General features: G+C 69.1%; 20 protein-coding genes. 7 read left to right on the top strand and 13 right to left on the bottom strand.

Annotation, left to right across the window (positions count from 1 at the left end; translation table 11 throughout):
• Position 1 precedes the first annotated feature (1 nt).
• A complete protein-coding gene (locus IC535_RS03290; protein WP_228884255.1) occupies positions 2–1,249 on the top strand; it encodes an FAD-dependent oxidoreductase in 1,248 nt (415 codons plus the stop codon).
• A gap of 257 nt (positions 1,250–1,506) precedes the next feature.
• Positions 1,507–1,773: a hypothetical protein gene (locus IC535_RS03285; RefSeq protein ID WP_228884256.1), complete on the top strand. Its 267-nt coding sequence runs from the start codon at positions 1,507–1,509 to the stop codon at positions 1,771–1,773.
• 128 nt (positions 1,774–1,901) lie between these two features.
• Here IC535_RS03285 and pdeM read toward each other — a convergent pair whose 3' ends face one another.
• Genes pdeM through IC535_RS03265 form a run of 4 tightly spaced genes read right to left on the bottom strand, consistent with a single transcriptional unit; the run spans position 1,902 to position 7,597 of the window.
• Positions 1,902–2,546 (bottom strand): ligase-associated DNA damage response endonuclease PdeM, encoded by a 645-nt coding sequence (pdeM, locus tag IC535_RS03280; protein WP_228884257.1) that lies wholly within the window; start codon positions 2,544–2,546, stop codon positions 1,902–1,904.
• Entirely contained in the window at positions 2,536–5,001 is a 2,466-nt protein-coding gene (locus IC535_RS03275) for a ligase-associated DNA damage response DEXH box helicase (RefSeq protein ID WP_228884258.1), read from the bottom strand. The genes pdeM and IC535_RS03275 overlap by 11 nt, the downstream gene beginning before the upstream one ends.
• Positions 4,998–6,602, bottom strand: a complete 1,605-nt coding sequence (locus IC535_RS03270; protein ID WP_228884259.1) for an ATP-dependent DNA ligase — start codon at positions 6,600–6,602, stop codon at positions 4,998–5,000. Before IC535_RS03270 ends, IC535_RS03275 begins: the two co-directional genes overlap by 4 nt.
• A complete protein-coding gene (locus IC535_RS03265; protein ID WP_228884506.1) occupies positions 6,599–7,597 on the bottom strand; it encodes a ligase-associated DNA damage response exonuclease in 999 nt (332 codons plus the stop codon). Before IC535_RS03265 ends, IC535_RS03270 begins: the two co-directional genes overlap by 4 nt.
• A 120-nt stretch (positions 7,598–7,717) precedes the next feature.
• Between IC535_RS03265 and IC535_RS03260 the strand changes: the two genes are divergently transcribed.
• The gene (locus IC535_RS03260; protein WP_228884260.1) at positions 7,718–9,349 is read left to right on the top strand and encodes an isovaleryl-CoA dehydrogenase; all 1,632 of its coding nucleotides are present in this window, start codon (positions 7,718–7,720) and stop codon (positions 9,347–9,349) included.
• Between the two features lie 946 nt (positions 9,350–10,295).
• Here the strand turns inward: IC535_RS03260 and IC535_RS03255 are convergent.
• The 3 genes from IC535_RS03255 to IC535_RS03245 all read right to left on the bottom strand — a co-directional run bounded on the left by IC535_RS03255 (position 10,296) and on the right by IC535_RS03245 (position 12,502).
• A complete protein-coding gene (locus IC535_RS03255; protein ID WP_228884261.1) occupies positions 10,296–10,700 on the bottom strand; it encodes a hypothetical protein in 405 nt (134 codons plus the stop codon).
• Between the two features lie 160 nt (positions 10,701–10,860).
• Positions 10,861–11,202, bottom strand: coding sequence for a hypothetical protein (locus IC535_RS03250; RefSeq protein WP_228884262.1), 342 nt, complete (start codon positions 11,200–11,202; stop codon positions 10,861–10,863).
• A 124-nt stretch (positions 11,203–11,326) separates the two neighbouring features.
• The gene (locus IC535_RS03245; RefSeq protein ID WP_228884263.1) at positions 11,327–12,502 is read right to left on the bottom strand and encodes a thiolase family protein; all 1,176 of its coding nucleotides are present in this window, start codon (positions 12,500–12,502) and stop codon (positions 11,327–11,329) included.
• Between the two features lie 175 nt (positions 12,503–12,677).
• Between IC535_RS03245 and IC535_RS03240 the strand changes: the two genes are divergently transcribed.
• A complete protein-coding gene (locus IC535_RS03240; protein ID WP_228884264.1) occupies positions 12,678–15,524 on the top strand; it encodes a S8 family serine peptidase in 2,847 nt (948 codons plus the stop codon).
• Positions 15,525–15,604: 80 nt separating this feature from the next.
• Here the strand turns inward: IC535_RS03240 and IC535_RS03235 are convergent, their stop codons facing one another.
• Positions 15,605–16,702 carry a Glu/Leu/Phe/Val dehydrogenase dimerization domain-containing protein gene (locus IC535_RS03235; RefSeq protein ID WP_228884265.1) on the bottom strand — a complete coding sequence of 366 codons (1,098 nt, stop codon included), beginning with the start codon at positions 16,700–16,702 and terminating at the stop codon, positions 15,605–15,607.
• Between the two features lie 324 nt (positions 16,703–17,026).
• Here IC535_RS03235 and IC535_RS03230 point away from each other — a divergent pair, with 324 nt between their 5' ends.
• Positions 17,027–18,121, top strand: a complete 1,095-nt coding sequence (locus IC535_RS03230; RefSeq protein WP_228884266.1) for an HDOD domain-containing protein — start codon at positions 17,027–17,029, stop codon at positions 18,119–18,121.
• A 33-nt stretch (positions 18,122–18,154) separates the two neighbouring features.
• On the opposite strand, the gene IC535_RS03225 is transcribed toward IC535_RS03230, so the two are convergent.
• The 3 genes from IC535_RS03225 to IC535_RS03215 form a co-directional block, all read right to left on the bottom strand.
• Entirely contained in the window at positions 18,155–19,729 is a 1,575-nt protein-coding gene (locus IC535_RS03225) for a phospholipase D family protein (protein ID WP_228884267.1), read from the bottom strand.
• 55 nt (positions 19,730–19,784) lie between these two features.
• Positions 19,785–20,495: an rRNA pseudouridine synthase gene (locus IC535_RS03220; protein ID WP_228884268.1), complete on the bottom strand. Its 711-nt coding sequence runs from the start codon at positions 20,493–20,495 to the stop codon at positions 19,785–19,787.
• 99 nt (positions 20,496–20,594) lie between these two features.
• Entirely contained in the window at positions 20,595–21,089 is a 495-nt protein-coding gene (locus tag IC535_RS03215; protein ID WP_228884269.1) for a YgjP-like metallopeptidase domain-containing protein, read from the bottom strand.
• 73 nt (positions 21,090–21,162) lie between these two features.
• Between IC535_RS03215 and IC535_RS03210 the strand changes: the two genes are divergently transcribed.
• Positions 21,163–21,714, top strand: a complete 552-nt coding sequence (locus tag IC535_RS03210; RefSeq protein WP_228884270.1) for a DUF2058 domain-containing protein — start codon at positions 21,163–21,165, stop codon at positions 21,712–21,714.
• Positions 21,715–21,822: 108 nt separating this feature from the next.
• On the top strand, positions 21,823–22,089 hold the full coding sequence (locus IC535_RS03205) for a DksA/TraR family C4-type zinc finger protein (RefSeq protein WP_228884271.1): 267 nt from the start codon (positions 21,823–21,825) through the stop codon (positions 22,087–22,089).
• A 76-nt stretch (positions 22,090–22,165) separates the two neighbouring features.
• On the opposite strand, the gene IC535_RS03200 is transcribed toward IC535_RS03205, so the two are convergent.
• Positions 22,166–22,747: a mechanosensitive ion channel family protein gene (locus tag IC535_RS03200; protein WP_228884272.1), complete on the bottom strand. Its 582-nt coding sequence runs from the start codon at positions 22,745–22,747 to the stop codon at positions 22,166–22,168.
• A 61-nt stretch (positions 22,748–22,808) separates the two neighbouring features.
• On the bottom strand, positions 22,809–23,009 hold the full coding sequence (locus tag IC535_RS03195) for a hypothetical protein (protein WP_228884273.1): 201 nt from the start codon (positions 23,007–23,009) through the stop codon (positions 22,809–22,811).
• Positions 23,010–23,102: the final 93 nt, after the last annotated feature.

Genomic DNA, 23,102 nt, shown 5'->3' with positions numbered 1-23,102 from the left:
CATGGCTTCACGACGCACCATCGCCATCGTTGGCTACGGCACCGCCGGGCAGGCGCTTTCGGTCCTGCTTTCACGCGACCATCACCAGGTGCACGTCTTCGAGCGCGCCGCCGCGCCCGGCCCGGTAGGCGCCGGTTTCCTGCTGCAGCCCAGCGGACTGGATGTGTTGTGGCAGATGGATCTGCTGCCGCAGGTGCTGCAGCATGGCGCCGCCGTACGCCGCCTGTATGGCGAAACCCCGTGCGGCCGCGCGGTGATGGACATCCGCTACGACGGGCTGGATGCGCGCCTGCACGGCGTGGGCATGCAGCGCGGCGCGTTGTTCAGCGTCCTGGCCCAGGCCTGGGAACAGCCGGGCAACCTGCAGGCCGATACCAGCATCGTCGAGGTGGATACCGCCGGCGGCCGGCTGCGCGATGCGCAGGGCCGCTGGCATGGGCCTTACGACCTGGTGATCGCCGCCGATGGCGCCGGTTCGCAGCTGCGTGCGCAGGTCCAAGGCACCGCGCTGGACCGCGAGTATCCCTGGGGCGCGCTGTGGTGCCTGCTGCCCGGTGGCGATTGGCCGCACCCGGCCGAACTGCGCCAGCGCTACGTGGCCGCGCGCAAGATGATCGGCCTGCTGCCGGTGGGTACCCGGCCGGGCGATGCGGTGCCGCGGCTGAGCTTCTTCTGGAGCCTGCCGCGCGACCAGTTCGCGCAGTGGGAGCGTGACGGCATGGCGCGCTGGCTGGAGGAGATCGCCGCGCTGTGGCCGCAGGCGCACCAGCGCCTGGACGGCGTGCAGCACAGCGCGCAGCTGGCGCGCGCCGGCTACCGCGATGCGGTGATGACGCACTGGCACCGCGAGCGGCTGGTGCTGGTCGGCGATGCCGCGCACGCGATGAGCCCGCAGCTGGGGCAGGGCGTGAACATGGCGCTGATGGACGCGCTGGCACTGCGCGATGCGCTGCGCGCCCATGCCGGCCATGGGGCGGCCTTGCAGGCCTACCAGGCACAGCGCCGCGCGCACGTGGCGATCTACCAGTTCTGGAGCCGCTGGCTGACCCCGCTGTTCCAATCCGAGCGCGATACGCTGGCGCGCGCGCGCGATGTGCTGTTCGGTCCGATGGGGCGCGTTCCCGGCGGTCGTGGGCACATGCTGCGGGTACTGACCGGCACCCAGCGCGGTTGGCTGGGCAAGCTGCCGTTGTCGCCGGGCCTGGTACAGGCCCTGGCCGATCGCACCGCTGCGCCGGGCATCAGCTGATAACCCCGCATAGCGGAACAACGCGCAGGCGTGAAGGCGCAGATAACATTCGTTGACGGTGAACTCACCGCCAACCTGCGACAACCACAGGGCAAACGCAGCGTGCGTGTGCTCCACCTCCGTCAGTGTGCCCTGTGCGATGACGGGCGCTGTCCGTTCCCGGATCGTCTGCCGCCGCAGCCTCGTTGGATGCTGTCGGTGCGATGCGTTTGCGACCCCAGGTCCCCTGTGGACCGATCGCAACCTAGGAGATAGACATGCTGTTCTCGGCCGAAACTCTGGAAAGTGAAATCAGCAAGCTGCGCGGTCTGTTGCAGATGCTGCACGAGGATCAGCCGGACGTGATGGAAGATGTGTTCGAGTTCCATGTCACCAGCCTCATCACCCACACTGCGCCCGAACACCACGCGCGCATCCGTGGCGCCGCCCGCGACATGCTGGCGGCCATCCTGCGCCAACCGGTGCGGCCCAATCCGCGCGCGCCCGATATCCGGCTGATGCCGGCGGTGTTGTCGGCTGCTTAGATTGCCTACCGACCGGCGTCGGACTACCGACCAACGGCCGGCTACCGACCAACGGTCGGTAGCTACCGAACCAACAGCCGACCAGCGGTCGGCAGCTACCGCGTCAACGACCGACCAACGGTCGGTCGCTACCGCGGGGGTAGGGCGATGGCGTCGCCTTCGACGCAGGCCACCAGGCGCTCACCGTCGTCCAGCACCGGTGCAACGCCGGCGGTGAAGCGCGAGTAGGCAGGCAACACGCTCAGGCCGCTGCGCAGCCAGAACGCCGGCCAGCGCCGCTGCATGCCGGGCAGGCGCGCCAACGGGTGCAGGTGTCCGCACAGAACATGCAACGCAGGGTGCGGGCGCGGGTCGTGGCGCAGCAGGAACGGGCCTTCCTGTACCTTCTCGCCCAGCAGTTCGATGCCCAGGTTGGCCTTGGGCAGCGCACGGTCGTGGTTGCCGGCCAACGCCCCGATCTGCAAGGTCGCATGTTGTTCGCGCCAGCCCTGCCACTGCCGGTACCACGCCGCGCGATGCGCGCTGCCGTGCAGGACGTCGCCCAATATCCACAATGTGTCCGCCGGGTACGCCTGCAGCACCTGCGACAGCCGTGCCAGGTCGTCGCCGGTGCCGCCGCTGGGCAGGCCGATGCCGGCGCGGCGGAACAGATCGGCCTTGCCCAGATGCAGGTCGGCGATCAACAGCGCGCGGCGCGCGGGCCAGTACAGCGCGCGTGCACCCAGCAGCTGCACGGTTTCCCCGGCCAGTGACAGCGACAACTCAGTGGCCATGGCGTGTCTCCAGTTGCTGGGCCGCGCGCAGTACGCGGGTCTTCCAGTCTTCGTTGCTGAGCTGTCCGCGCAGGCGCTCTGCCCACAGCGGGAACGAGAACGGCCCCAGGCTGGGCAGCACGTGCATGCTCAGCGTCCGTGCGTGGCAGCGTTGCAGCGCGGCGGCCAGGCTGGCCAGGTCGAGTTGACTGTGCAGCACTTCGCGTTCGGCCAGCGTCAGCAGGATGTGATCCGGATCGTGCTGGCGCAATACGTCGTACAGCAGCCCGCTGGAGGCCTGCAGCTGGCGCAGGCTGCGTGGCGTGCGCCCGGGCAGGGCCGGTACCAGCATGCCCGACACGCGCGCGATGTCGCGGAACTGCCGGCGCGCCAGTTCGCCCAGGTTGAGGCTGTCGCGCAGGTCCGCGAGCAGGCCGTCGGGATGCAGTAGCGTGCGCACCAGCCCGGCCTCCACCACCACCGCGCGCGCCGGTGCCAGCACGAAGCCGTAATCGTTGGCCGCGTAGCCGAAGGTATTGGCCTGCACCCGCGTCCAGCGCATCGCCATCAAGGCGGCGATGCCCTCGTTGACCTGGCGGCCGGCGAAGGGATACACGAACAGGTACTGGCCATCGCGCCGGCGCACGCTTTCCACCAGCAGCAGAGAAGGATCGGGCAGGGTCGACAAGCGCGACTGCAGGCCCAGCAGCGGGGCCAGCCACTGCAGCTCCGGGCTGTCCGGCGCACTGCCCAGCACCACTTCCATCTCGTGCCCCAGCGCCTCGGACAACGGCAGGCGGCCGCCCTGCCAGCGCGGCACCACGCCATCGCCGCCACGGGCCAGCCGCACATAGGCGGTCATGTGTTCCAGCCGCACCAGTTCCAGCAGGCGCCCGGCGAACTGGAAGCGATCCCCCGGCCGCAGCCGGCCCAGGAACTGTTCTTCCACCGCGCCCAGCCGCCCGCCACGCAGGAACTGCACCATCACGCTGCCGTCGCTGGTGATGGTGCCGATCGACAGGCGGTGGCGCAGCGCCACGCGGCGGTCGTGCACGCGGTAGATGCCATCGGCATCGCGCACCACCTTGTGGAAGTCCGGGTACTGCGCCAGCGCCTGCCCGCCCTGCACGATGAAATCCAGTACGCCCTGCCACTGCGCGGTGTCCAGGGCAGCGAAGGCGTGCGTGCGCCGCACCTGTTCCAGCAGCGCATCGGCGTCGAAGCCCCCGCCCAGCGCGCAGCTCACGCAGTGCTGGGCCAGCACGTCCAGCGACAGCCGCAGCGGGCGACGCGCTTCGATCACGCCGTCGGCCAGCGCGCGCCGCGCTGCGGCGTATTCCACCAGTTCCAGCGCGTGCGAGGGCACGCACACGATGTGGCCGGACTGACCGGGTTGGTGGCGCGCGCGGCCGGCGCGTTGCAGCAGCCGCGCAATGCCCTTCGGGCTGCCGATCTGCAGCACCTGGTCCACCGCCGGGAAGTCCACCCCCAGGTCCAGGCTGGAGGTAGCCACCACGCAGCGCAGGCGACCCTCGCGCAGGCCATCTTCAACCGCGCGGCGCAGCGCGGGATCCAGCGAACCGTGGTGCAGCGCCAGCGTGGCCGGATCTTCCGGCCACACCGCCGCCAGCGCCTGGTGCCACAGTTCGGCGTGCGCGCGGGTGTTGGTGAACAGCAGGCTGGTGCCGGCCGCCAGCAGCTTCTCCAGCACCCGCTGCAACTGCGACAGGCCAAGGTGGCCGGCCCACGGGAAGCGCTCGCCCTGTGCCGGCAGCAGCGTTTCCAGGCTGACCGGGCGCGGCCGCGCGCCGGCGACCAGCGGCGCATCGGGCCGGTCCGGCAGCAGGACGTCGCGCGCCTGCTCCAGGTTGCCCAGGGTGGCCGACAGGCCCCAGACCTGCAGGGCGGGCAGGGCATCGCGCAGGCGGCGCAGGGTGAGCTGCAGCAGTACGCCGCGCTTGTTGCCCAGCAGCTCATGCCATTCATCGACCACCACGCAGCGCAGCCGGCGCATCGTCGCCATGCCGTCGGGGTAGCTCAACAGCAGCGCCAGCGATTCGGGGGTGGTGACCAGCACATCGACGCGGCCGGCGCGCGCCAGCCGCTTGTCGCGCGCGCTGGCATCGCCGGTGCGCAGCCCCACCTGCCAGTCCAGCCCGAGCGCGGCCAGCGGCTCGCGCAGGGCGCGCGCGGTATCGGCGGCCAGTGCACGCAGCGGGGTGATCCACAGCACCTGCAGGACCGGCACCGGCGTGCGTGCACGGCCGCCCACGCTGCGTGGCAGCGGGTCGGACAGGGCCTGCAGCAGTGGGCCACCGAACATCGCCAGGGTTTTGCCGCTGCCGGTGGGGGTGTGCAGCAGCCCCGACGCGCCGGCCAGGTAATGGCGCCACATTTTTTTCTGGAACGGCAGCGGTGCCCAGCCACGGCTGGCGAACCACGCGCCCAGGCGCGCCAGCGCCTCGCGCCGGGTCACCGGGCCAGCGCCTGCAGCTGGGCCAGGGTGTCGGCCTGGCTGGCCGGTTTGTCGTGGCGCCAGCGCAGGATGCGCGGAAAGCGCACGGCGATGCCGGACTTGTGCCGGGTGCTGCGGTTGACCGCCTCAAAGCCCAGCTCGAACACCTGTTCGCCGCGCACGCTGCGCACCGGCCCGAACCGTTCCACGGTATTGGCACGGATCCAGCGGTCCAGCGCCAGGATTTCCTTGTCGTCCAGGCCCGAATAGGCCTTGGCCACCGGCACCAGCTTGTCGCCGTCCCAGACGCCGAAGGTGTAGTCGGTATACAGCGTGCTGCGCCGGCCGTGACCGGCCTGGGCGTAGATCATCACCGCATCGATGGTCAGTGGATCGATCTTCCACTTCCACCAGTCGCCACGGCGGCGCCCGCTCTGGTAGAGCGAATCGTAGCGCTTGAGCATCAGCCCCTCCACGCCGCGCTCGCGTGCCGACGCACGCAGCAGCGCCGCCGCCGGCCAGTCTGCCGCTGCGACCGTGGCCGACAGCACGATGCGCGGGTCGTCCAGCGCGGCCAGCAGCGCGGCCAGCCGCGTGCGCCGCACATGCAAGGGCTGCGCGCGCAGGTCCTGGCCATCGGCTTCCAGCAGGTCGTAGGCGAGTACCCGCACCGGCGTATCGCGCAGCGTCTTCGCCCCGGGCTTGCGGCGCTGGATGCGGGTCTGCAAGGCGGTGAACGGCAGGGGCTGGTCCTGGTCATCGCGCCAGGCCAGTAGCTCGCCATCGATCACGCAGCCATCGGGCAGCGCCATCGCTGCCGCCTCGATTTCGGGGAAGCGGCCGTCCAGGCGTTCCTCGCCGCGCGACCACAACGCCACCTCGCCCTTGCGCCGCAGCAGCTGCACGCGGATACCGTCCCACTTCCATTCCAGCGTCCAGTCGGCGATGGGGCCCAGGCTGTCGACCCCGGCCTCCAGCGGCGAGGCGAGGAAGAACGGGTAGGGTTGCTGGCGATCTTCCGGGCGCTCCTGCGGCGACAGCAATGCCGCCAGCAGGCCGGGCGTGGGGATCCACTCGCCGAGCATGCGCTGGGCGATGCGCGCGATATCGATGCCCGACAGTTCGGCCAGTGCCTGCTGCACCAACCGCTGCGACACCCCGACACGCAGCGCGCCGGTCAGCAGTTTGTTGAACACCAGCCGCTCGCCGGCAGGCAGTTGCCGCCAACCTGCCACCACCGCAGCACGCCGCACCGCTTCGTCCTGGTTGGCCACGGCCAGCAGGTGCGATTCGATCCATTCCGACAGCGGCCGGTCGGCGCTGGGCTGGAGCGGATCATCCAGCAGCAGGGTCAGGGTTTCAGCGAGATCGCCGACCTGGTCGTAGCTGTCGTCCACCAGCCATGCCGGCAACCCGGATTCCTCGCCGATCCACGCGCGCAGTTCAGCGCTGGTGGCGATCTTGCGCCTTGCGCCACCGACCTTGCCGCCACTGAGCAGGTACAGCGCCCAGGCCGCATCGTGCGGCCGCGCATCGCCGAAGTAGGCGACCAGCGCGGCGCGCTTGTCCAGCGTGGCGGTGCTGCGCTCGAGGCGCTGGTAGAGCGCGGCGAATGCCTTCATTCCCCGCTCCCGAAATCGGTCCGGAAGGCCTCTGCGGCCACCCCGCGTTCGCGCAGGAACGGGATCAGCGCATCGGTATTGCCATGGGTGGCGATCACCCGCCGCGCGCCGGTCTGTTCGATGGTCTGCAGCAGCGCCGGCCAGTCGGCATGGTCGGATACCACGAAGCCGCGGTCGTAATTGCGCCGGCGGCGATTGCCGCGCAGGCGCATCCAGCCCGAGGCAAAGCCGAGTTGATGCTTGCCGAAACGGCGCAGCCACGGCGTGCCGGCCGCCGAGGGCGGCGCCAGGATCAGCTTGCCGGCGGCATCGGGCTGGCGGCCCTGTTCGGCCACGGTCAGGGTGTCCAGCATGGCGACGCCGGCCTGCCGATACACCGCCACGCCATTGGCGATGGCGCCATGCAGCCAGGCCGGCTGGTCGTCCAGCGGCAGCAGTTCGGCCAGGATCCGCTGCGCCTTGCCCAGCGCATAGCAGAGCAGGATCGCCGCCTCGCCACGCGCAGCGCATTCGCGCCGCCAGGCCACGATCTCCGCGGCAACCTCGGCGGTGTCCTGCCATCGGTAGATCGGCAGCGCGAAGGTGGCTTCGGTGATGAACACATCGCACGGCACCACCTCGAACGGCGCGCAGGTCGGGTCGGGTTGGCGCTTGTAGTCGCCCGAGGCCACCCAGACCTGCCGGCCGTCATCGATGCGTACCTGTGCCGAACCCAGCACGTGCCCGGCAGAATGCAGCGAGACTTCCACTTCGCCCAGCCGGAACGGGCGCCGGTAGTCGTGCGCCTGCAGCGGTACATCGCCCAGCCGCCAGCGCAGGATGGGCGCGCTGGCGGTGCTGCAGTGGTAGTGACCCATGCCGCTGCGCGCGTGGTCGCCATGGCCATGGGTGATCACCGCGCGCGGCACCGGCTGCCAGGGATCGATGTGGAAATCGCCGGCGGGGCAGTACAGCCCTTCCGGGCGCAGTACCACCAGGTCGTCGTTGGCGTGCACCAGGCTCATGCCGCCACTGTGCCGGCGCGGTCGTGCAGGAAGTGAGAATCGGCCTGAACGGCGGCTTGGCCGGCGATGCGGCAGAATCGGGGGACACCCCCGGGCCGGGAGGCCGCCGCGATGAGTTCTGCATTGCCTGCGTTTGAAACCCACCAGGTGACCAACCAGCCGCCGCCGTTCGCCGGGCGCAACCTGTGGGCCGACGATGTGGCCCTGGTCGATGCGGTGCAGCGCCACGCTGGCGGCGCCTACCGCGACGTGCTGGCGCGCTATGGCGGCATCGCCGGCGACGAACTGTACCGGCTTGGCTTCGATGCCAACCGCGACAAGCCGCGGCTGCGCACCCACGACGCGCAGGGCCATCGTATCGACACGGTGGAGTTCCATCCGGCCTACCACCAGCTGATGACGCTGGCCAAGCGCCACGGCGTGGCCGGGCTGTCCTGGCACGACGGTGGCCCGGGCGCGCATGTCGCACGCGCGGCGCTGAGCTATCTGCATCACCAGGCCGAGGCCGGCACCAGTTGCCCGTTGACCATGACCCATGCCGCCGTGGCGGTGTTGCGCCAGGACCCGGCCCTGGCCGAGTGGGCCGACAAGGCCGCCGCGCCGCACTACGACTGGCGCGACGTGCCGATCGCCGACAAGGCCGGCATCACCCTGGGCATGGGCATGACCGAAAAGCAGGGCGGCTCGGATGTGCGCAGCAATACCACCCGTGCCGAACCCCAGGCCGATGGCAGCTATGCGCTGGTCGGGCACAAGTGGTTCTTCTCCGCGCCGATGTCCGATGGCTTCCTGGTGCTGGCTCAGGCGCCGGGCGGGTTGAGCTGTTTCCTGATGCCGCGCCGGCTGCCCGATGGCAACCGCAATGCGTTCCGGCTGATGCGCCTGAAGGACAAGCTGGGCGACTGGTCCAATGCCTCCAGCGAAGTGGAATTGTGCGGGGCGTGGGCGCGCCGGGTCGGCGAGGAAGGTCGTGGCGTGGCCACCATCATCGGCATGGTGATGATGACCCGGCTGGACTGCATGCTCGGCGCGGCGGCGGAAATGCGCATGGCGCTGGTCCAGGCCTTGCACCATGCCCGCCACCGCAGCAGTTTCGGCACGCGCCTGTGCGAGCAGCCACTGATGACCAATGTGCTGGCCGACCTGGCGCTCGAATCGGAGGCGGCCACCTGCTTTGCGCTGCGCGTGGCCGCGGCGGTCGACCAGGCCGCGCACGACCGGCATCAGGCCGCCTTCGCCCGCATCGCCACCGCGGTAGGCAAGTACTGGGTGTGCAAGCGCGCGGCGGTGTTCGTCAACGAGGCGCAGGAGTGCCTGGGCGGCGCCGGTTACGTGGAGGAGTCGATCCTGCCGCGGCTGTACCGGCAGGCGCCGTTGAACTCGATCTGGGAAGGCAGCGGCAACATCCAGTGCCTGGACGTGCTGCGTGCGCTGGCGCGCGAGCCGCAGGTGCTGGCCGCGCTGGAGCAGGAGTTGGCCGGCGTGACCGGCATGGAGGCGTGCTTCGACGCTGCGCTGGCGGCGTTGCGCGCGCAGCTGGCCGACGTGCCGGACCAGACCCAGGCGCGCGCCGTGACCGAGCGCCTGGCGCTGCTGTTGCAGGCCGCCGAGCTGCTGCGCGCCGGCAGCCCGCTGGCCCCGGTGTTCATACGCTCGCGGCTGGGCGCCGAGCACGGCATGGCCTTCGGTACCTTGCCGGCAGACGTGGACTTCGCTGCGGTGCTGGCCAGGGCGTTGCCGTAACCGGCAAAAAAAAGGTTCTTCGCCCGTCTCCGGGGCTACAGCCCATCAAATGCTGTGGCATTGCGGAGGACATGCCACCGGGGTAGGGCCGGCCGTTGTCCGGTTGTTGCCGCTGCTGTTTCCGCTTCGCGGATACTTCAAAAGCGTTTCGTGCCCCTTCGGGGCGCGAGTCACTTTCTGATGGCGCACATCCCTGTGCGCCACCCTACGGGCCAGCTACGCTGTTCCGCGCCGCTCCTGCGGCGCTGGTGCTCGTGCAAGAAAGTAACCAAAGAACACGCCCGCGCCTCCGTAACAACGAATTTCCGTAGTGAAGAACGCGTCGCAACGCGCCCGTTTCCGGACGCATGGGATTGCGATGCTCGGCTCGCTCCAAGGGGGAGGTAGGTCAAGATCAAAATCACGGGCAACAGCAACAGCAACAGCAACAGCAACAGCAACAGCAACAGCAACAGCAACAGCAACAGCAACAGCAACAGCTGGCCGACCACGGTGTGACTTTGCTCCAGTTCCTGGCAACCCCATCACAGGTAGGTCCGACCCATGGTCGGACACGCACCGTCTCGGCATCGCGCTGTCCGAGCGTGGCTCGGACCTACGCTTTTCCATGCGTGCCAGCCATGTATGGAGGGTTGGCGTGGGTGGGTTGGCGGGACTGTCGAAAACATGGGTCCGGCGTATACGCCGGACGGGTTGGGCAGGACGCCCAACCCCGGCCTTGCCGAGTGCGCAGGACAGCGCACCCGAGCAAGTTTTCGCCAAGCCCCCAAGGAGGGGTTTACGGCGTGTCCTGCCAACCCAGCCGCGCCAACCCAGTCAGCGCATATGTCGGTCATTGCCTTTGATCTGAGGCTTTAGTACACAACTTACTCCCCGCAAATCGGCGAAGAACCAAAAAAAACGCCCCTTCAGCGAAGGGGCGTTCGGTCACGCGTTACGTCGGTGCTCAGTGCTTGGCATCGTCGGCGTTCTGCTTGGCGTCGGCGGCAACCTCATGGGCCTTGTCGGCCACTTTCTGCGCCGCATCGGCGGTGGCACCGCTGGCGCTTGCGGCCGCGTCCTTGGCGGCAACCTTGGCTTCGCCGGCAGCGTCGGAGGTGGCAGCGGCAGCGCGGTCCAGTGCCTGCTGGGTGTCGGCAGCGGCGCGCTCGGAGGCTGCGGAGGCATCGTCGGCGGCGTTGCGGGTGGCTGCAGCGGCCTTGTCCACCGCTTCACGGGCGGCGGCGTTGGCGCTGTCGGCGGCCTGCGCGGCATCCTGGCGTGCCTGTTCGGCTTCGGGGCCCTTGCAGGCGGCCAGGCCCAGCAACAGGGAGGCGGCCAATACGGTGGTGGTCAACGGGCGAAAGGTCATGGCGCTCTCCGGTACAACGATAGGGAGGCCAGCCTATTCATGCCGATGTGAAGACCAGGTCGTGCGCGCACTGCCGCGATCCGGCGCGGCAACGTCCAGGCAAAGAAAAAGCCGCTGGCGAACCAGCGGCTTCTTCAGACTTGCGTGAAGAAAGAAGTTATTACTTCTTGGCTTCTTCAGCAGCGTCCTTGGCCTGCTCGGCGGTGGCTTCACCGGCCTTGGCAGCGTCGGCAGCAGCGCCGGCAGCAGCGTCGGTGGCAGCAGCGCCAGCCTGGGCAGCGGCGTCAGCCGAAGCGTCAGCAGCGGTGGTGGCGGTGTCGGCGGCAGCCTGGGCAGCGTCGGCGGTCTGGGCGCCAGCAGCAGCGGCCTGGTCGGCAGCGACCTGGGCGTCAGCGGCAGCTTCGTTGGCCGAAGCGGCGGCGTCAGCAGCCTGCTCCTGCTTCGAGCAGGCGGTCAGAGCCAGGCCCAGGGCCATTGCGATCAGCAGCTTGTTGATGCTCATTTGTGTGAATCCTCGTCGTTAGATTAGGCAACGCGCTATTGCGCGCCCGGCCACATGATGACAAGCCACGTTTGGCTGTCAAGCGATCGCGCATTCAGTTTTGCGAAATGCGCGTTAATTCCAGTCAAATCAATTCGATGGCAATGGCGGTGGCTTCACCGCCGCCAATGCACAGCGTGGCAATACCGCGCTTTCCCCCGCGCTTGCGCAACGCGTTCACCAGGGTGACCACCAGACGCGCGCCGGAGGCACCGATCGGATGGCCCAGTGCGCAGGCGCCGCCGTTGACGTTGACCTTGTCGTGCGGGATGCCAAGTTCGCGGATCGGGGCCATGGCCACCACCGCGAACGCCTCGTTGATTTCGAACAGATCGACCTGGTCCAGGCTCCAGCCGGTCTTTTCGATCAACTTGTGCAGCGCGCCGATCGGGGCGGTGGTGAACCACTCCGGTTCCTGTGAATGGGTGGCATGGGCCACGATCCGGGCCAGCGGCTGCAGGCCGCGGGCGGCGGCATCGTCCTCGGACAGCAGCACCACGGCGGCGGCGCCGTCGGAGATGCTCGACGAGCTGGCGGCGGTGACCGTGCCGTCCTTCTTGAACGCCGGCCGCAGGGTCGGGATCTTGGCGATGTCCGAGCGGCCCGGCTGTTCGTCCTGCGCGAATGCGACCTCGCCCTTGCGGGTGGCGACCTTGACCGCGACGATTTCATCGTCGAACGCGCCGCTGGCCTGGGCGGCCTGGGCCCGGCGCACCGATTCGATCGCGAAGGCGTCCTGTTCCTCGCGGCTGACCTGGTACTTGTCCACCGCGCATTCGGCGAATTCGCCCATGGCCTTGCCGTCGTAGGCGTTGACCAGGCCATCGTGGGCCATGTGGTCCACCGCCTGGAAGTTGCCGAAGCGGTTGCCGGTGCGCGAGTTGGGAATCATGTGCGGGGCGTTGGACATCGACTCCATGCCGCCGGCGACCACGATGCTGGCCGAACCGGCCTTGATCAGGTCGTGGCCGAGCATGATCGCCTTCATGCCCGAACCGCAGACCTTGTTGAGCGTGGTGGCGCCGGTGGACAGCGGCAGCCCGGCGGCGATCGCGGCCTGGCGGGCCGGGGCCTGGCCCAGGTTGGCCGGCAGTACGCAGCCCATGATCACTTCGGAGACATCCGCCGCGGGGACGCCGGATTGTTCCAGGGCGGCGGCGATGGCGGCCGCGCCCAGGGTGGGCGACGGTACGCCGTTGAACTGGCCCAGGAAGGAACCGATGGCGGTGCGTTTGGCGGCGGCGATGACGATGTTGGGCATGGCAATCTCGTTGATGCGTGAGCGATAACCGAAATGGGACCGCGGGCATTGGAAGCGGCCGCGTTTCCCGGCAGACTGCGTGGGGTGGCCCAGTATAGAGGGTCCGGGTTTACTACCGGTGTCGGCCGGGAAGGCAGGATGCCGGCAGTGGTTCCAATCACGTTGGGGAGCAGGGATGAAGCAGTCAGGGATCAACAGGAGCGCACTGGCCGGTGCATTGGCCATGGCCTTGAGCGCATGCGGTGGCGGCGGTGGCGGAGGCGGCAATGTGCGGGTGGATCCACCGCCTGTAGCCCCTCCGGTGACGCCGCCGGTCACCCCGCCGGTAACGCCGCCGTCGGGGCAGCCGGCATTCAACGCGCACCTGGCGGTGGTCAATGCCGGTGACCGGCAGAACATGACCGGCAGCGGTATCCGCATCGGGGTGGTCGATTCGGGCGTCAACCGCGCCAATCCCACCCTGTCCGGGCGGGTGGTCTCCAGCCGCAGCTACGTCGATCCGGCCACCAACAACCTCAATGTCGACGATGTGGTCGGGCATGGCACGGTCGTGGCCTCGCTGGCCGCCGGACGCGCGTTCGGTGCCTGGCCGGGCGGCATTGCACCGGAGGCGCAGATCGTCTCGGCGCGGATCATCAACGACAAGAGTCCGGTCGATGACGGCACGGGCAACGGCAACGAGGTGAACGGTGCGCTGGGCCTGGCCGGCATCCACCAGGATCTGATCACCGATGGTGTGAAGATCATGAACAACTCCTGGGGTGGCCTGTACTGGAACAACGCGGCGGCCACCGCGCCGATCGCCGCCGAATACCGCCCCTTCATCGTCGGCCACAACGGCCTGGTGGTATTTGCCACCGGCAACGAGAGCAAGCCCAATCCCTCGGACATGGCCGCGCTGCCCAGCCAGGTCGGCACCGGCGGTAGCCTGCCAGCCGCCGATCTGGAACGTGGCTGGCTGGCCGTGACCGCGGTGGATACCAACAACCCCGGTGCCCTGGCGTCCTACGCCAACGCCTGCGGCGTGGCGGCCCGGTACTGCCTGGCGGCGCCGGGCACGGTGGTCTACCTGGACCCGAAGAACACCGGCGGCACGCCGTCCTACCTGTGGGGCTCGGGCACCTCGTATGCCGCGCCGCTGGTGTCCGGCGCGGCGGCACTGGTGTGGCAGAAGTACCCGTACCTGAGCAACGACCTGGTGCGCCAGACCCTGCTGGGCACCGCCACCGACCTGGGCGCGCCCGGCGTGGACGGCACCTTCGGCTATGGCCTGCTCAACGTCGGCAAGGCGCTCAATGGCCCGGGCCGGTTGGACTGGGGCAATGCCACGGTGGACGTCAACCAGACCGGGCTCAACTCGCTTTGGAGCAACAACATCAGCGGCAGCGGTGGCTTGATCAAGCAGGGCATCGGTGCGCTCGGCCTGTCGGGCACCAATACCTACACCGGCGACACCCGCATCGAGCGCGGCACGGTGGCGTTGCGCGATGGCGCGTCGATCACCTCCAACGTGTTCGTCCTGGCCCATTCGGCCGGCCCGAGTGCGTCGGCGCTGCAGTTCATGGTGGGCGGCGGCCGGGTCAAGGGCAATGTCGACAACGGCGGCAGCGTGATCCTGCGCGATGCCAGTGGCACCGGCACCATCGACGGCAATTACATCCAGCGCGCCGGCGCGCAGCTGATGGTGGCGCTGGGCGGCAATCCGCTCAATGTCACCGGCACCGCCAGCCTGGCCGGCAACGTGTACGTGAGCGATATCGTCAGCGGCTACGTGCCTGCCAATGGCCGCACCCAGACCGTGCTGCAGGCCGGGCAGGGCATCACCGGTCAGTTCGATGCGGTCACCCACGGCCTGGCCCAGGCCACGCTGCTGTCCATGTCCCTGCAGCAGACGGCCAACACGGTGACGCTGACCACTGACCAGATCAACATCACCAGCGCCAGCCGCACTGCCGGCCTGGCCGGTACCGCGCTGGCCTCGGCGGCACGGGTGGAAGCGGCATTCGAGGTGCTCGATGGCGGCGGCATGGCCGGCAGCGCATTCGCCGACGGTGCCGGCGAACTGCAACGCGTGCAGGGCAACCAGGCTCTGCAGGCCAGCCTGGAGAGCCTGTCGGGCAAGGCCCATGCGCTGGCCACCGCGTCCACCTTCGACAGCATCGACCTCAACCGTCGCGCGCTGTCGGCCCGCTTTGGCCAGCTGCAGGGCGCCCCGCGCCTGCGCGGTGCCTGGCAGAGCCAGCTGGGCGAGGCCGGGCAGGGCAGCTTCTCGACCAGCGGCGCCGATACCCGCGGCTGGATGATGGGCCAGGACATGGCGCTGGGCAGTGCCGGCGTGCTCGGCTTTGCCTTCGGTGAAACCCGCACCTACAACAACCGTGAGTGGGGCGGCGACCGCGGCCGCGACCGCCAGTCCCAGGCGCAGCTGTACGCCGGCTGGAATGCCGGCGGCGCCTATGCACTGGGCCAGCTCGGGGCAGGTCAGTTCAGCCGGCAGATCGACCGCCAGCTGCTGCTGGGTGCCGGTCAGTACGGGGTCAATGCCCGTTACGGCGGCAGCTTCAGTGCGGCCAGCGTGGAAACCGGCTACCGCCTGGGCGGCAGCCGTGCCTCGTTGACCCCATACCTGGGCGCCGATTACACCCGCGTGGACAGTGACCGTTTCACCGAGCAGGGTGGGCTGGGCTTCGGCCTGCGCGCCGCAGGCAACGCCAGTACGCGCAGCCAGGCGCTGGCCGGGGTGCGCGCGCACCGACAGTGGGGCAACTGGTCGCTGCGCGGCTATGCCGAGTGGCAGCAGCTGCTGTCCAGCGATGGGCTGGTCCAGGACGCCAGCTTCGTCGCGGTGGATGCCTGGGCACCGTTGGCCGGCGTGCAGCCGGCGCGTTCGGGCGGCCTGTTCGGGTTGTCGGTGGAATCGTGGTTGAGCGCCAACACGCGGGTGACGTTCGGTTACGACCAGCGGTTCGGTCCGCGTGGCGACATGCGCCAGCTGGCCCTGCGCTACGCGGCCGCGTTCTGAGCCGCGCCAGCGTGCGCTGAAAACGCAGAAGGGCGCGATCCGATCGCGCCCTTCTGCTTTCTGCCTTCTGCCGGTGGCGGTCAGTTACCGCGCAGCGTGCCCAGCCGTGGCGTGGCCCGGCCCAGCGGCATCTTCAGCTTGCCGATCGACTGGATGCGCGTTTCGGCGATCTGGTCGGCCGCGCGCTGCGGGGCGATGTTGTCGCGCTGGGACAGCGCGAAGATCCTGCCGAGGTTGTGGTAGATGCTGCGGATCAGGCGCATGGCGCGCTCACGGTTGTAGCCGTCGATCTCCAGCGACACATTCATCACGCCGCCGGCGTTGACCGCGTAATCGGGCGCGTACAGGATGCCGCGCGCATGCAGTTCATCGCCCACTTCCAGGCTGGACAGCTGGTTGTTGGCGGTGCCGCAGATGATCTTGCACTTCAGGCGCGGCAGGGTCTGCGGGTTGATCGCCCCTTCCAGCGCGCATGGCGCGAAGATGTCGGCGTTGACGTCGTAGATGTCGTCCGGCTTGACCGCTTCGGCGCCGTATTCGGTGACCGCGCGTTCGACCAGGGCGCTGTCCAGGTCGCTGACCAGCAGCTTGGCGCCGCGGTCGCGCAGCAGCTTGACCAGTTCCATGCCGATGTGGCCCAGGCCCTGTACGGCGATGCTGGTCTTGCCCACTTCCTCGTGGCCCAGCTTGTGCTGCATGGTGGCCATCAGCGCCTGCAGCGCACCGTAGGCGGTGAACGGGGCCGGGTCGCCGGAGCCGCCATGGACCTGGTGCACGCCGGTGACGTACTCGCTTTCCAGGTAGATGTTCTCCATGTCGTTGACGTCGGTGCCGACGTCTTCGGCGGTGATGTAGCGGCCGCCCAGCGAGTCGACGTAGCGGCCGAAGGCGCGGAACAGCACCTCGGACTTGTCCTGCTTGGGGTCGCCGATGATCACCGCCTTGCCGCCACCCACGTTCAGCCCGGCCAGGGCGTTCTTGTAGGTCATGGTCCGGCTCAGCCGCAGCGCATCGGCCAGGGCCTCTTCGGTGCTGGCATACGGACGCATGCGGACCCCGCCCAGGGCCGGGCCCAGGGTGGTGTTGTGGATGGCGATGATCGCCCTCAGACCGGCGTCGCGGCTGTGGCAGAACACCACTTGTTCGTGACCGGTGGTTTCGAGGGTTTCAAATAACATGGTGACTCCGATGGTGCGAACGGTGGCGAACTGCGGCGAACGAACCAGCAAAAGGTTGGGTGTAAAACAAAAAAAGCGACGTCGTCTGGGTTCCGGGACGGTCGCGCGGCGCCATTCTAGTGCATTCGGCCGGAGGACGGTGTCAGTGCCGGTCACGGCCGCTCGCGCCCGCGGCGGGGGCGGCGTCCGGGCCGGTTTCATTAAAGTTGCTGAAGATGGCGCCGATGCCGTGGCAACGGTGCGCGGTACCGGCAAGGTCAGGATGGGCAACGTGGGCGCAGTGGCAGCAATACAGAGGCGGTACCCGGTGCCGGACGGGCGGCGATGATCGTGCTCGTGCTCGGCCTGGTGCTGGTGGCGGCGCTGCTGGCGGCGCTGTTGTGGCGTGCGCGCGATGAGGTCGCCCCCGACGCCGGGACGGCATCGCGGGCCGACCGCGCGGCCGCCCCGGCATCGGTGCCGGCCCCGGTCGGTGCGCGCCAGGCCGATCCGGCGCAACGGCTGCAGGCCGGGCTGCATGCGCTGGCCCTGACCACGACGGGCACGCCGGCCGCTGCCGCGCAGGACAGCGCGTTGGGCGAGGCCGTGGTGGCCAGCCTGGAACAGCAGGACTGGTCGGCCCGGCACCTGCCGCGGCGCCCGCAGCTGCTGCCGCAGCTGATCCAGACCGTCAACGACAGCGATGCCTCGGCGCGCGCGATGGCCGCCATCATCGGCCAGGACGCGGTGCTGACCGGCAACCTGCTGCGCATCGCCAACAGCCCCGTCTACCGCCTGCAGGCGCGGCCGGTGGACAGCCTGCAGCGGGCGGTGACCCTGGTTGGTACCGATGGCATCCGCCAGATCATCAGCGCGGTCCTGGTGCAGCCGGTGATGCAGCTGCACTGCCTGGCGTTTCCGCAGTTCGGCACGGTGATCTGGGAACACGCGCTGCTGGCCTCGCGCGCGGCGGCCGACCATGCGCGGCTGGTGACCCATGAGGACGGATTTGCCGCGCAGTGGCTGGGGCTGACCCAGGGGCTGGGCGCGACCCTGGTGATGCGCCACCTGCTCGACGCCGCCAGCCGGCCCGGGCAGGCCGCGCCATCGCCGGCACTGGCGGCGGCCTTGCTGGAAGCCTGGACGCTGCCGGTGGCCAGCCGCATCGCTGCCGCCTGGGAGTTGCCGGCGGCGGTGCACGAGGCCTTGCTGCGCGATGGCGACCAGGCCCGGGCCGGTCTGCCGGCCAGCCTGCGCTTTGCCCGCGCCGCGGCGGCAGCCAGCCTGTTGTGCCGGCACGGGCGGATCGGCCAGGCACAGGCGTTGGCGCTGCTGGAACAGCTCGACGGCACGCCGCCGCACGCGCTGCAGTGGATCTGGCGCCGCCTGCATGGGCGCGGGGTGGAAACCCTGGAAGCCGACGAGCCGGTGGCGAGCTGACCAGGTGCAGGGCGCCGGCGGCCGAGGTGTGGGTTACAGCTGGGATTCCAGCGGCAGCCAGCTGATCACCCGCGCGCTGGCGCGCTGCCACAGCGCGCTGTCCGGTTCGTGGGTCAGCCAGCCCAGCGGGCGGCTGTCGCGGTCCAGCCAGCGCAACCGGCCCTGGCCGTCCAGGGCCACCCAGTAGCTCACCTGCGGGCTGGCCAGGCGCAGGTATTCCCCACGCAGCCGTGCGGCCAGTACCGGATCGTCGAACAGCACGCCCATTTCGGTGTTCAGGTAGGCCGAGCGCGGGTCCAGGTTGAACGAGCCGACGAAGCCGCGCGCGTCGTCGAGCACGAAGGCCTTGGTATGCAGGCTGGCCCCGCTGCTGCCGAACAGGCCGCCGCTGTCGCCGTGCCCGCGCGCCTTCAGTTCGTACAGGTGCACGCCGCTGCGCAGCAGCGGTTCGCGGTAGCGCATATAGCCACTGTGTACGGCGGCCACATCGTTGGCTGCCAGCGAGTTGGTCACCACCCCGACCGTGGCGCCGCGCTGGACCATCGCGGCCATGCCCTCGCTGCCCTCCTGGCCGGGCACGAAGTACGGGGAAATCAGCAGCGCCTTGTAGCGGGTGGAGGCGAGTTCGCCGACCAGGCGGGTCACCAGCCAGTTGGCCTGGTCGTCGCGGCGGTGCTTCATGGCCGGGTCGGACACGATCTCCACGCGGTCGCTCCAGTGCAGGCCGGGCGCATCGCGGTAGAACGACCGCGCGGCCTGCGCCTGCACCCGGCGCAGGTAGGGCTGGGCGGCATCGAGCTTGGCTTCGTTCGCCGATTGGCGCACCAGCAGGCGCAGCTGGGCGGGGGTTTGGAAGGCCAGCGCCGAGATCGGCACAGCGGCCTGGCTGTTCCAGTAATCGTCGAAAATGACATTGGCCTGCTGCACCGCCTTGCCGGCGACCAGCAGGTCCAGGTCGCGGAAGTTCACGTCCGGGCGCGCGCTGAAATACTCCTCGCCGATGTTGCGGCCACCGACGATGGCCACGCGCCCATCGGCGATCCACGACTTGTTGTGCATGCGATGGTTGACGCTGAACACGCGTTGCACCATCTCCACCAGCCGCCACAGCCCGTTGCGGTTGCGGAACGGGTTGTACAGGCGGATCTCGATGTTGGGGTGCTCGTCGAGCGCCATCATCAGCGCGTCCTTGTCCTGCGCGTTCATGTCATCGAGCAGGATGCGCACGCGCACGCTGCGTTCGGCGGCCTGGTGCAGTTCGCGCGCCATCAGGTGGCCGATCAGGTCGTCGTGCCAGAGGTAGTACTGCAGGTCCAGGCTGCGCCCGGCATGGCGGGTGATCAGCGCGCGCGCGGCGTAGGCGTCCAGGCCGTCGGACAGGAAGGCCACGCCGGACTGGTCGGGATGGTCGGCCTGCAGGCGCACCAGTTCGCGGTCGATCGCCGTCTGCGCCGGCTGCGGCGGCAGCACGCTGCTGTGCGGGCCGCGTGCCTGGGGGGTGAGGTGGTCGGCCAGCAGCAGGCCGCTGAGCACCAGCAACGCCAGTACGGCCAGGAAGATTCCCAGCCAGCGCAGCATCCGGCGCCAGAGCGGCTTGCGTTCGGTCATGGGAGGATCGTAAACGGCGCGTGCGTGCACTGCGAGTGCAGGCGCGCGCGGCCGGTCAGAAGCGTTCGTCGGGGGCCAGGTAGCGCCACTGGCCGGGAACCAGTTTGCCCATGGCCACGCGGCCGATGCGCAGGCGGCGGACGCTGACCACCTCCAGGCCGACCTGGCGGCACATGTCGCGCAGCTGGCCCGGTTGCACCGGCTTGATCGCAAAGCGCAGGCGGGTTTCGTTCTGCCAGCTGACCTTGCACGGCGGCAGCGGCCAGTTGCGGAAGCTAAGGCCGTGGGCGAGGCGCTTCATGCCATAGGGGGCCAGTTCGCCGCTGACCTCGACCAGGTATTCCTGTTCCAGCGTGGCGCCGCGGTCCTTCAGGTGCGAGATCACCCGGCCGTCCTGGCTGACCACGACCAGGCCGCTGTCTTCGTCGGCCAGTGGCATCACCAGTTGCAGGGCGTGGAAATGGCGCTGCAGCAGGGTCACGCCGGTGGCATCCAGTTCGCTGCGGCTGTCCGGGGTGACCAGGGCGCACAGTTGGTCGGCGCCCATGCCGGCCGGCTTGTGCAGCAGCATGCTCACCGTTTCGGTGCGGGTGGCCTCGGCGTTGTCGCGCAGCACGATGGCCTCGTCGGTGACCAGGGTCTGCGGCTGTTCGACGACCTGGCCGTTGACGGTCACCCAGCCGCCTTCGATGTAACGCTGGGCGTCGCCACGGGAGCAGCCGATCAGGCTGGTCAGGCGTTTGTCGAGTCGGATCGGGTCGGTCATCGGGCAGGTGGCATAAAACGGGAAGCGGGCGGGGAGTGTACTGGCTGGGGCCCGGCGCTGCGCGAAGGGGGGCAGGTCCGACCCGTGGTCGGACGGCATTCAGCCGCCGCAGTCCAGATGGGTCAAATACAGGCGCAGGTCGAATTCCAGCTGGTGGTAGTCCGCTTCCATGTGCGTGCACAACTGGTAGAAGGCCTTGTTGTGGTCCGATTCCTTCAGGTGGGCCAGCTCGTGCACCACGATCATCTTCAGGAACGGCGCCGGCGCGTCGCGGAACACGCTGGCGATGCGGATTTCGCGGCTGGCCTTGAGCCGGCTGCCCTGCACTCGCGACACCGTGGTGTGGGTGCCCAGCGCATGCTTGAGCACCTGCAGCTTGCCGTCGTAGAGCACCTTGGACAGCGGCGCGGACTGGCGCAGGTAGCGTTCTTTCAGGCCCTGGGTGTAGTCGTAGAGCTGGCGGTCGTTGCGCACTGTGTGCAGCTCGGCGTAGCGCCGCTCCAGCCACGGCCCCAGCCGCCCGCCCGCGATCAGCTCGCGCACCTGCTGCTGCAGGGTTTCGGGGTAGCCGGCGAGGTATTTCAGGGCGGACATGGGCACGGTTGGGGCGGGGCGGCTGGACCAGTATGATGGCCCCCGGAATCCCGTGAAAACAGATGCAAGGCGTATGGCGAAGGCAAATCCCCTGCAGGAGCAGCTGCTCAAGGCCGGGCTGGTCAAGAAATCCCAGGTCTCCCAGGCCGCCCGTGAACAGGTGAAAGCCCGCCACGGCAAGGCCCCGGTCGCGCCCAGCGAGAGCCAGCGCGAGGCCGAGCGGCTGCGCGCGGAGAAGGCCGAGCGCGATCGCGCGCTGGAAGCCGAACGCAAGGCCAGGGCCCACGCCCAGGAACTGCAGGCCCAGGTCCGCCAGATCATCGAGGCGCACAAGGTCAAGCGGGAAGGCGAGAGCGAGTACCGCTTCAACGACGGCACGCTGATCCGCACGCTGCTGGTCAACAACGTGCTGCGCAAACAGCTGGCCTCGGGCAGCTTGGTGATCGTGCGGCTGGGTGAGGGTTTCGAACTGGTCCCGCGTGCGGCCGCCGACAAGATCCGCGAACGCGATCCCAGCGCGATCGTGCTCGACAATAGCCAGCCCGGCAGCGAGCCGAGTACCGGCAACGCCGAGGACGATGCGTATTACGCCCAGTTCCAGGTGCCGGACGACCTGGTCTGGTAAGCCGCGCCTGAAGCGTTCACCCGGCGCCGCGCGCGTTCAGCCCTACGTCGGCTGGGCAGCGGGGCCCGGTCTATGCTGGAGACCTGACACCGGCATGGGAGACACATCATGGCGACAGGTTGGGCAGGCGACGGCGCCGTCCAGGATCAGATCGACGCCACCGTCGATGACGCCATCCAGCGGGCGCGCGCACAACTGCGCGACGGCCCTGGGCTGACCCACTGCGAACACTGCGAGGCACCCATTCCCGAGGCGCGGCGCAAGGCCGTCCCCGGTGTGCGCCTGTGCGTGCGCTGCCAGGAAGAGGAAGACGCCGTCCACCATGAAAATGGTGGTTACAACCGGCGCGGCAGCAAGGACAGCCAACTTCGGTAGGTGCCGACCGTTGGTCGGCACGCAATAACGCATACCGACCCACGGTCGGTATCTACAACCGGCGCGGCACGCTCCCTCAGCCGTCGCCCTGGATGCCGCCCGGCGCCTGCGACGGGTCGCGCCAGCGCCGCACCGTGCGCTGGAAGAACATGTTGTTGGGAATCTGCAGCACGGTGCCTTCATGGCCGCCGTCGGTTTCCTGCAGGGTGGTGTAGATCAGGTTGATGTCGATCACCCGGCCCTTGAGCCCGGGTTTTTCGCCGTTCTCCAGCACCTCGATGTAGTCGTGCAGGCGGAACGGGCGGGTGGTGAGGATCAGCAGCGTGCAGAAGATGTTGGACAGCACGCTCCACGCGGCGAAGAACGCCACCGCGCCGACCGCGGCAAAGCCGGTGAAGGCGGTCCACAGTACCGAGGCCTTGACCCCGAAAATGCTGAGTACCACCAGCAGCACGGTGAAATACACCACGAAGCTGAAGACGCGCCGCGCCCCGATCGCCATTTCCGGCGGCAGGGTGTAGTGCTCGCCGAGGCGGCGGATCAGCCGGCGTGCGACCAGCCGCAGCAGCCAGGCGGCCAGCAGGGTCAGCAGGATCTGCAGGGCAGGTACCCCGTAGTGCAGCCAGTCGTGGGTCCAGGCGGGCAGATGGTCTTTCATGGGAAGCGCGGTTCCTTGCAGCGATGGTGCCGATATCGCACCCATCTTAATGCGCGGCGCCCTACCGTGTGGGCAACGCCTGGAACAGCGGCTGCGATTGCAGTGCGGCCAGCAGCCGCGAGGCGCACAGCGGTGCGTGTTGCCGGTATTGCACGCACAGGTCCGGGTGCGGCTGCAGCGCCACGCGCAGGCTCAGCGGGCTGCCGGGCAGGGTGCAGGCATTGGCCAGCGAGAGCAGCAGGGCTAGGCAATGGGTGGGCATGGCGGACTTCCTTGGCAGCTGCACGGAGGCGACAGGGATTGGATGCACGCTGCACGGAAAAGGTTTAGAGCCGGGCCGCCGTGCCGGATGCCG

It is taken from the genome of Stenotrophomonas rhizophila (assembly GCF_020857975.1).
Lineage (GTDB): Bacteria > Pseudomonadota > Gammaproteobacteria > Xanthomonadales > Xanthomonadaceae > Stenotrophomonas > Stenotrophomonas rhizophila_C.
The sequence above is the reverse complement of the archived record's forward strand: the minus strand, read 5'-3'. Positions and strand labels throughout refer to the sequence as shown.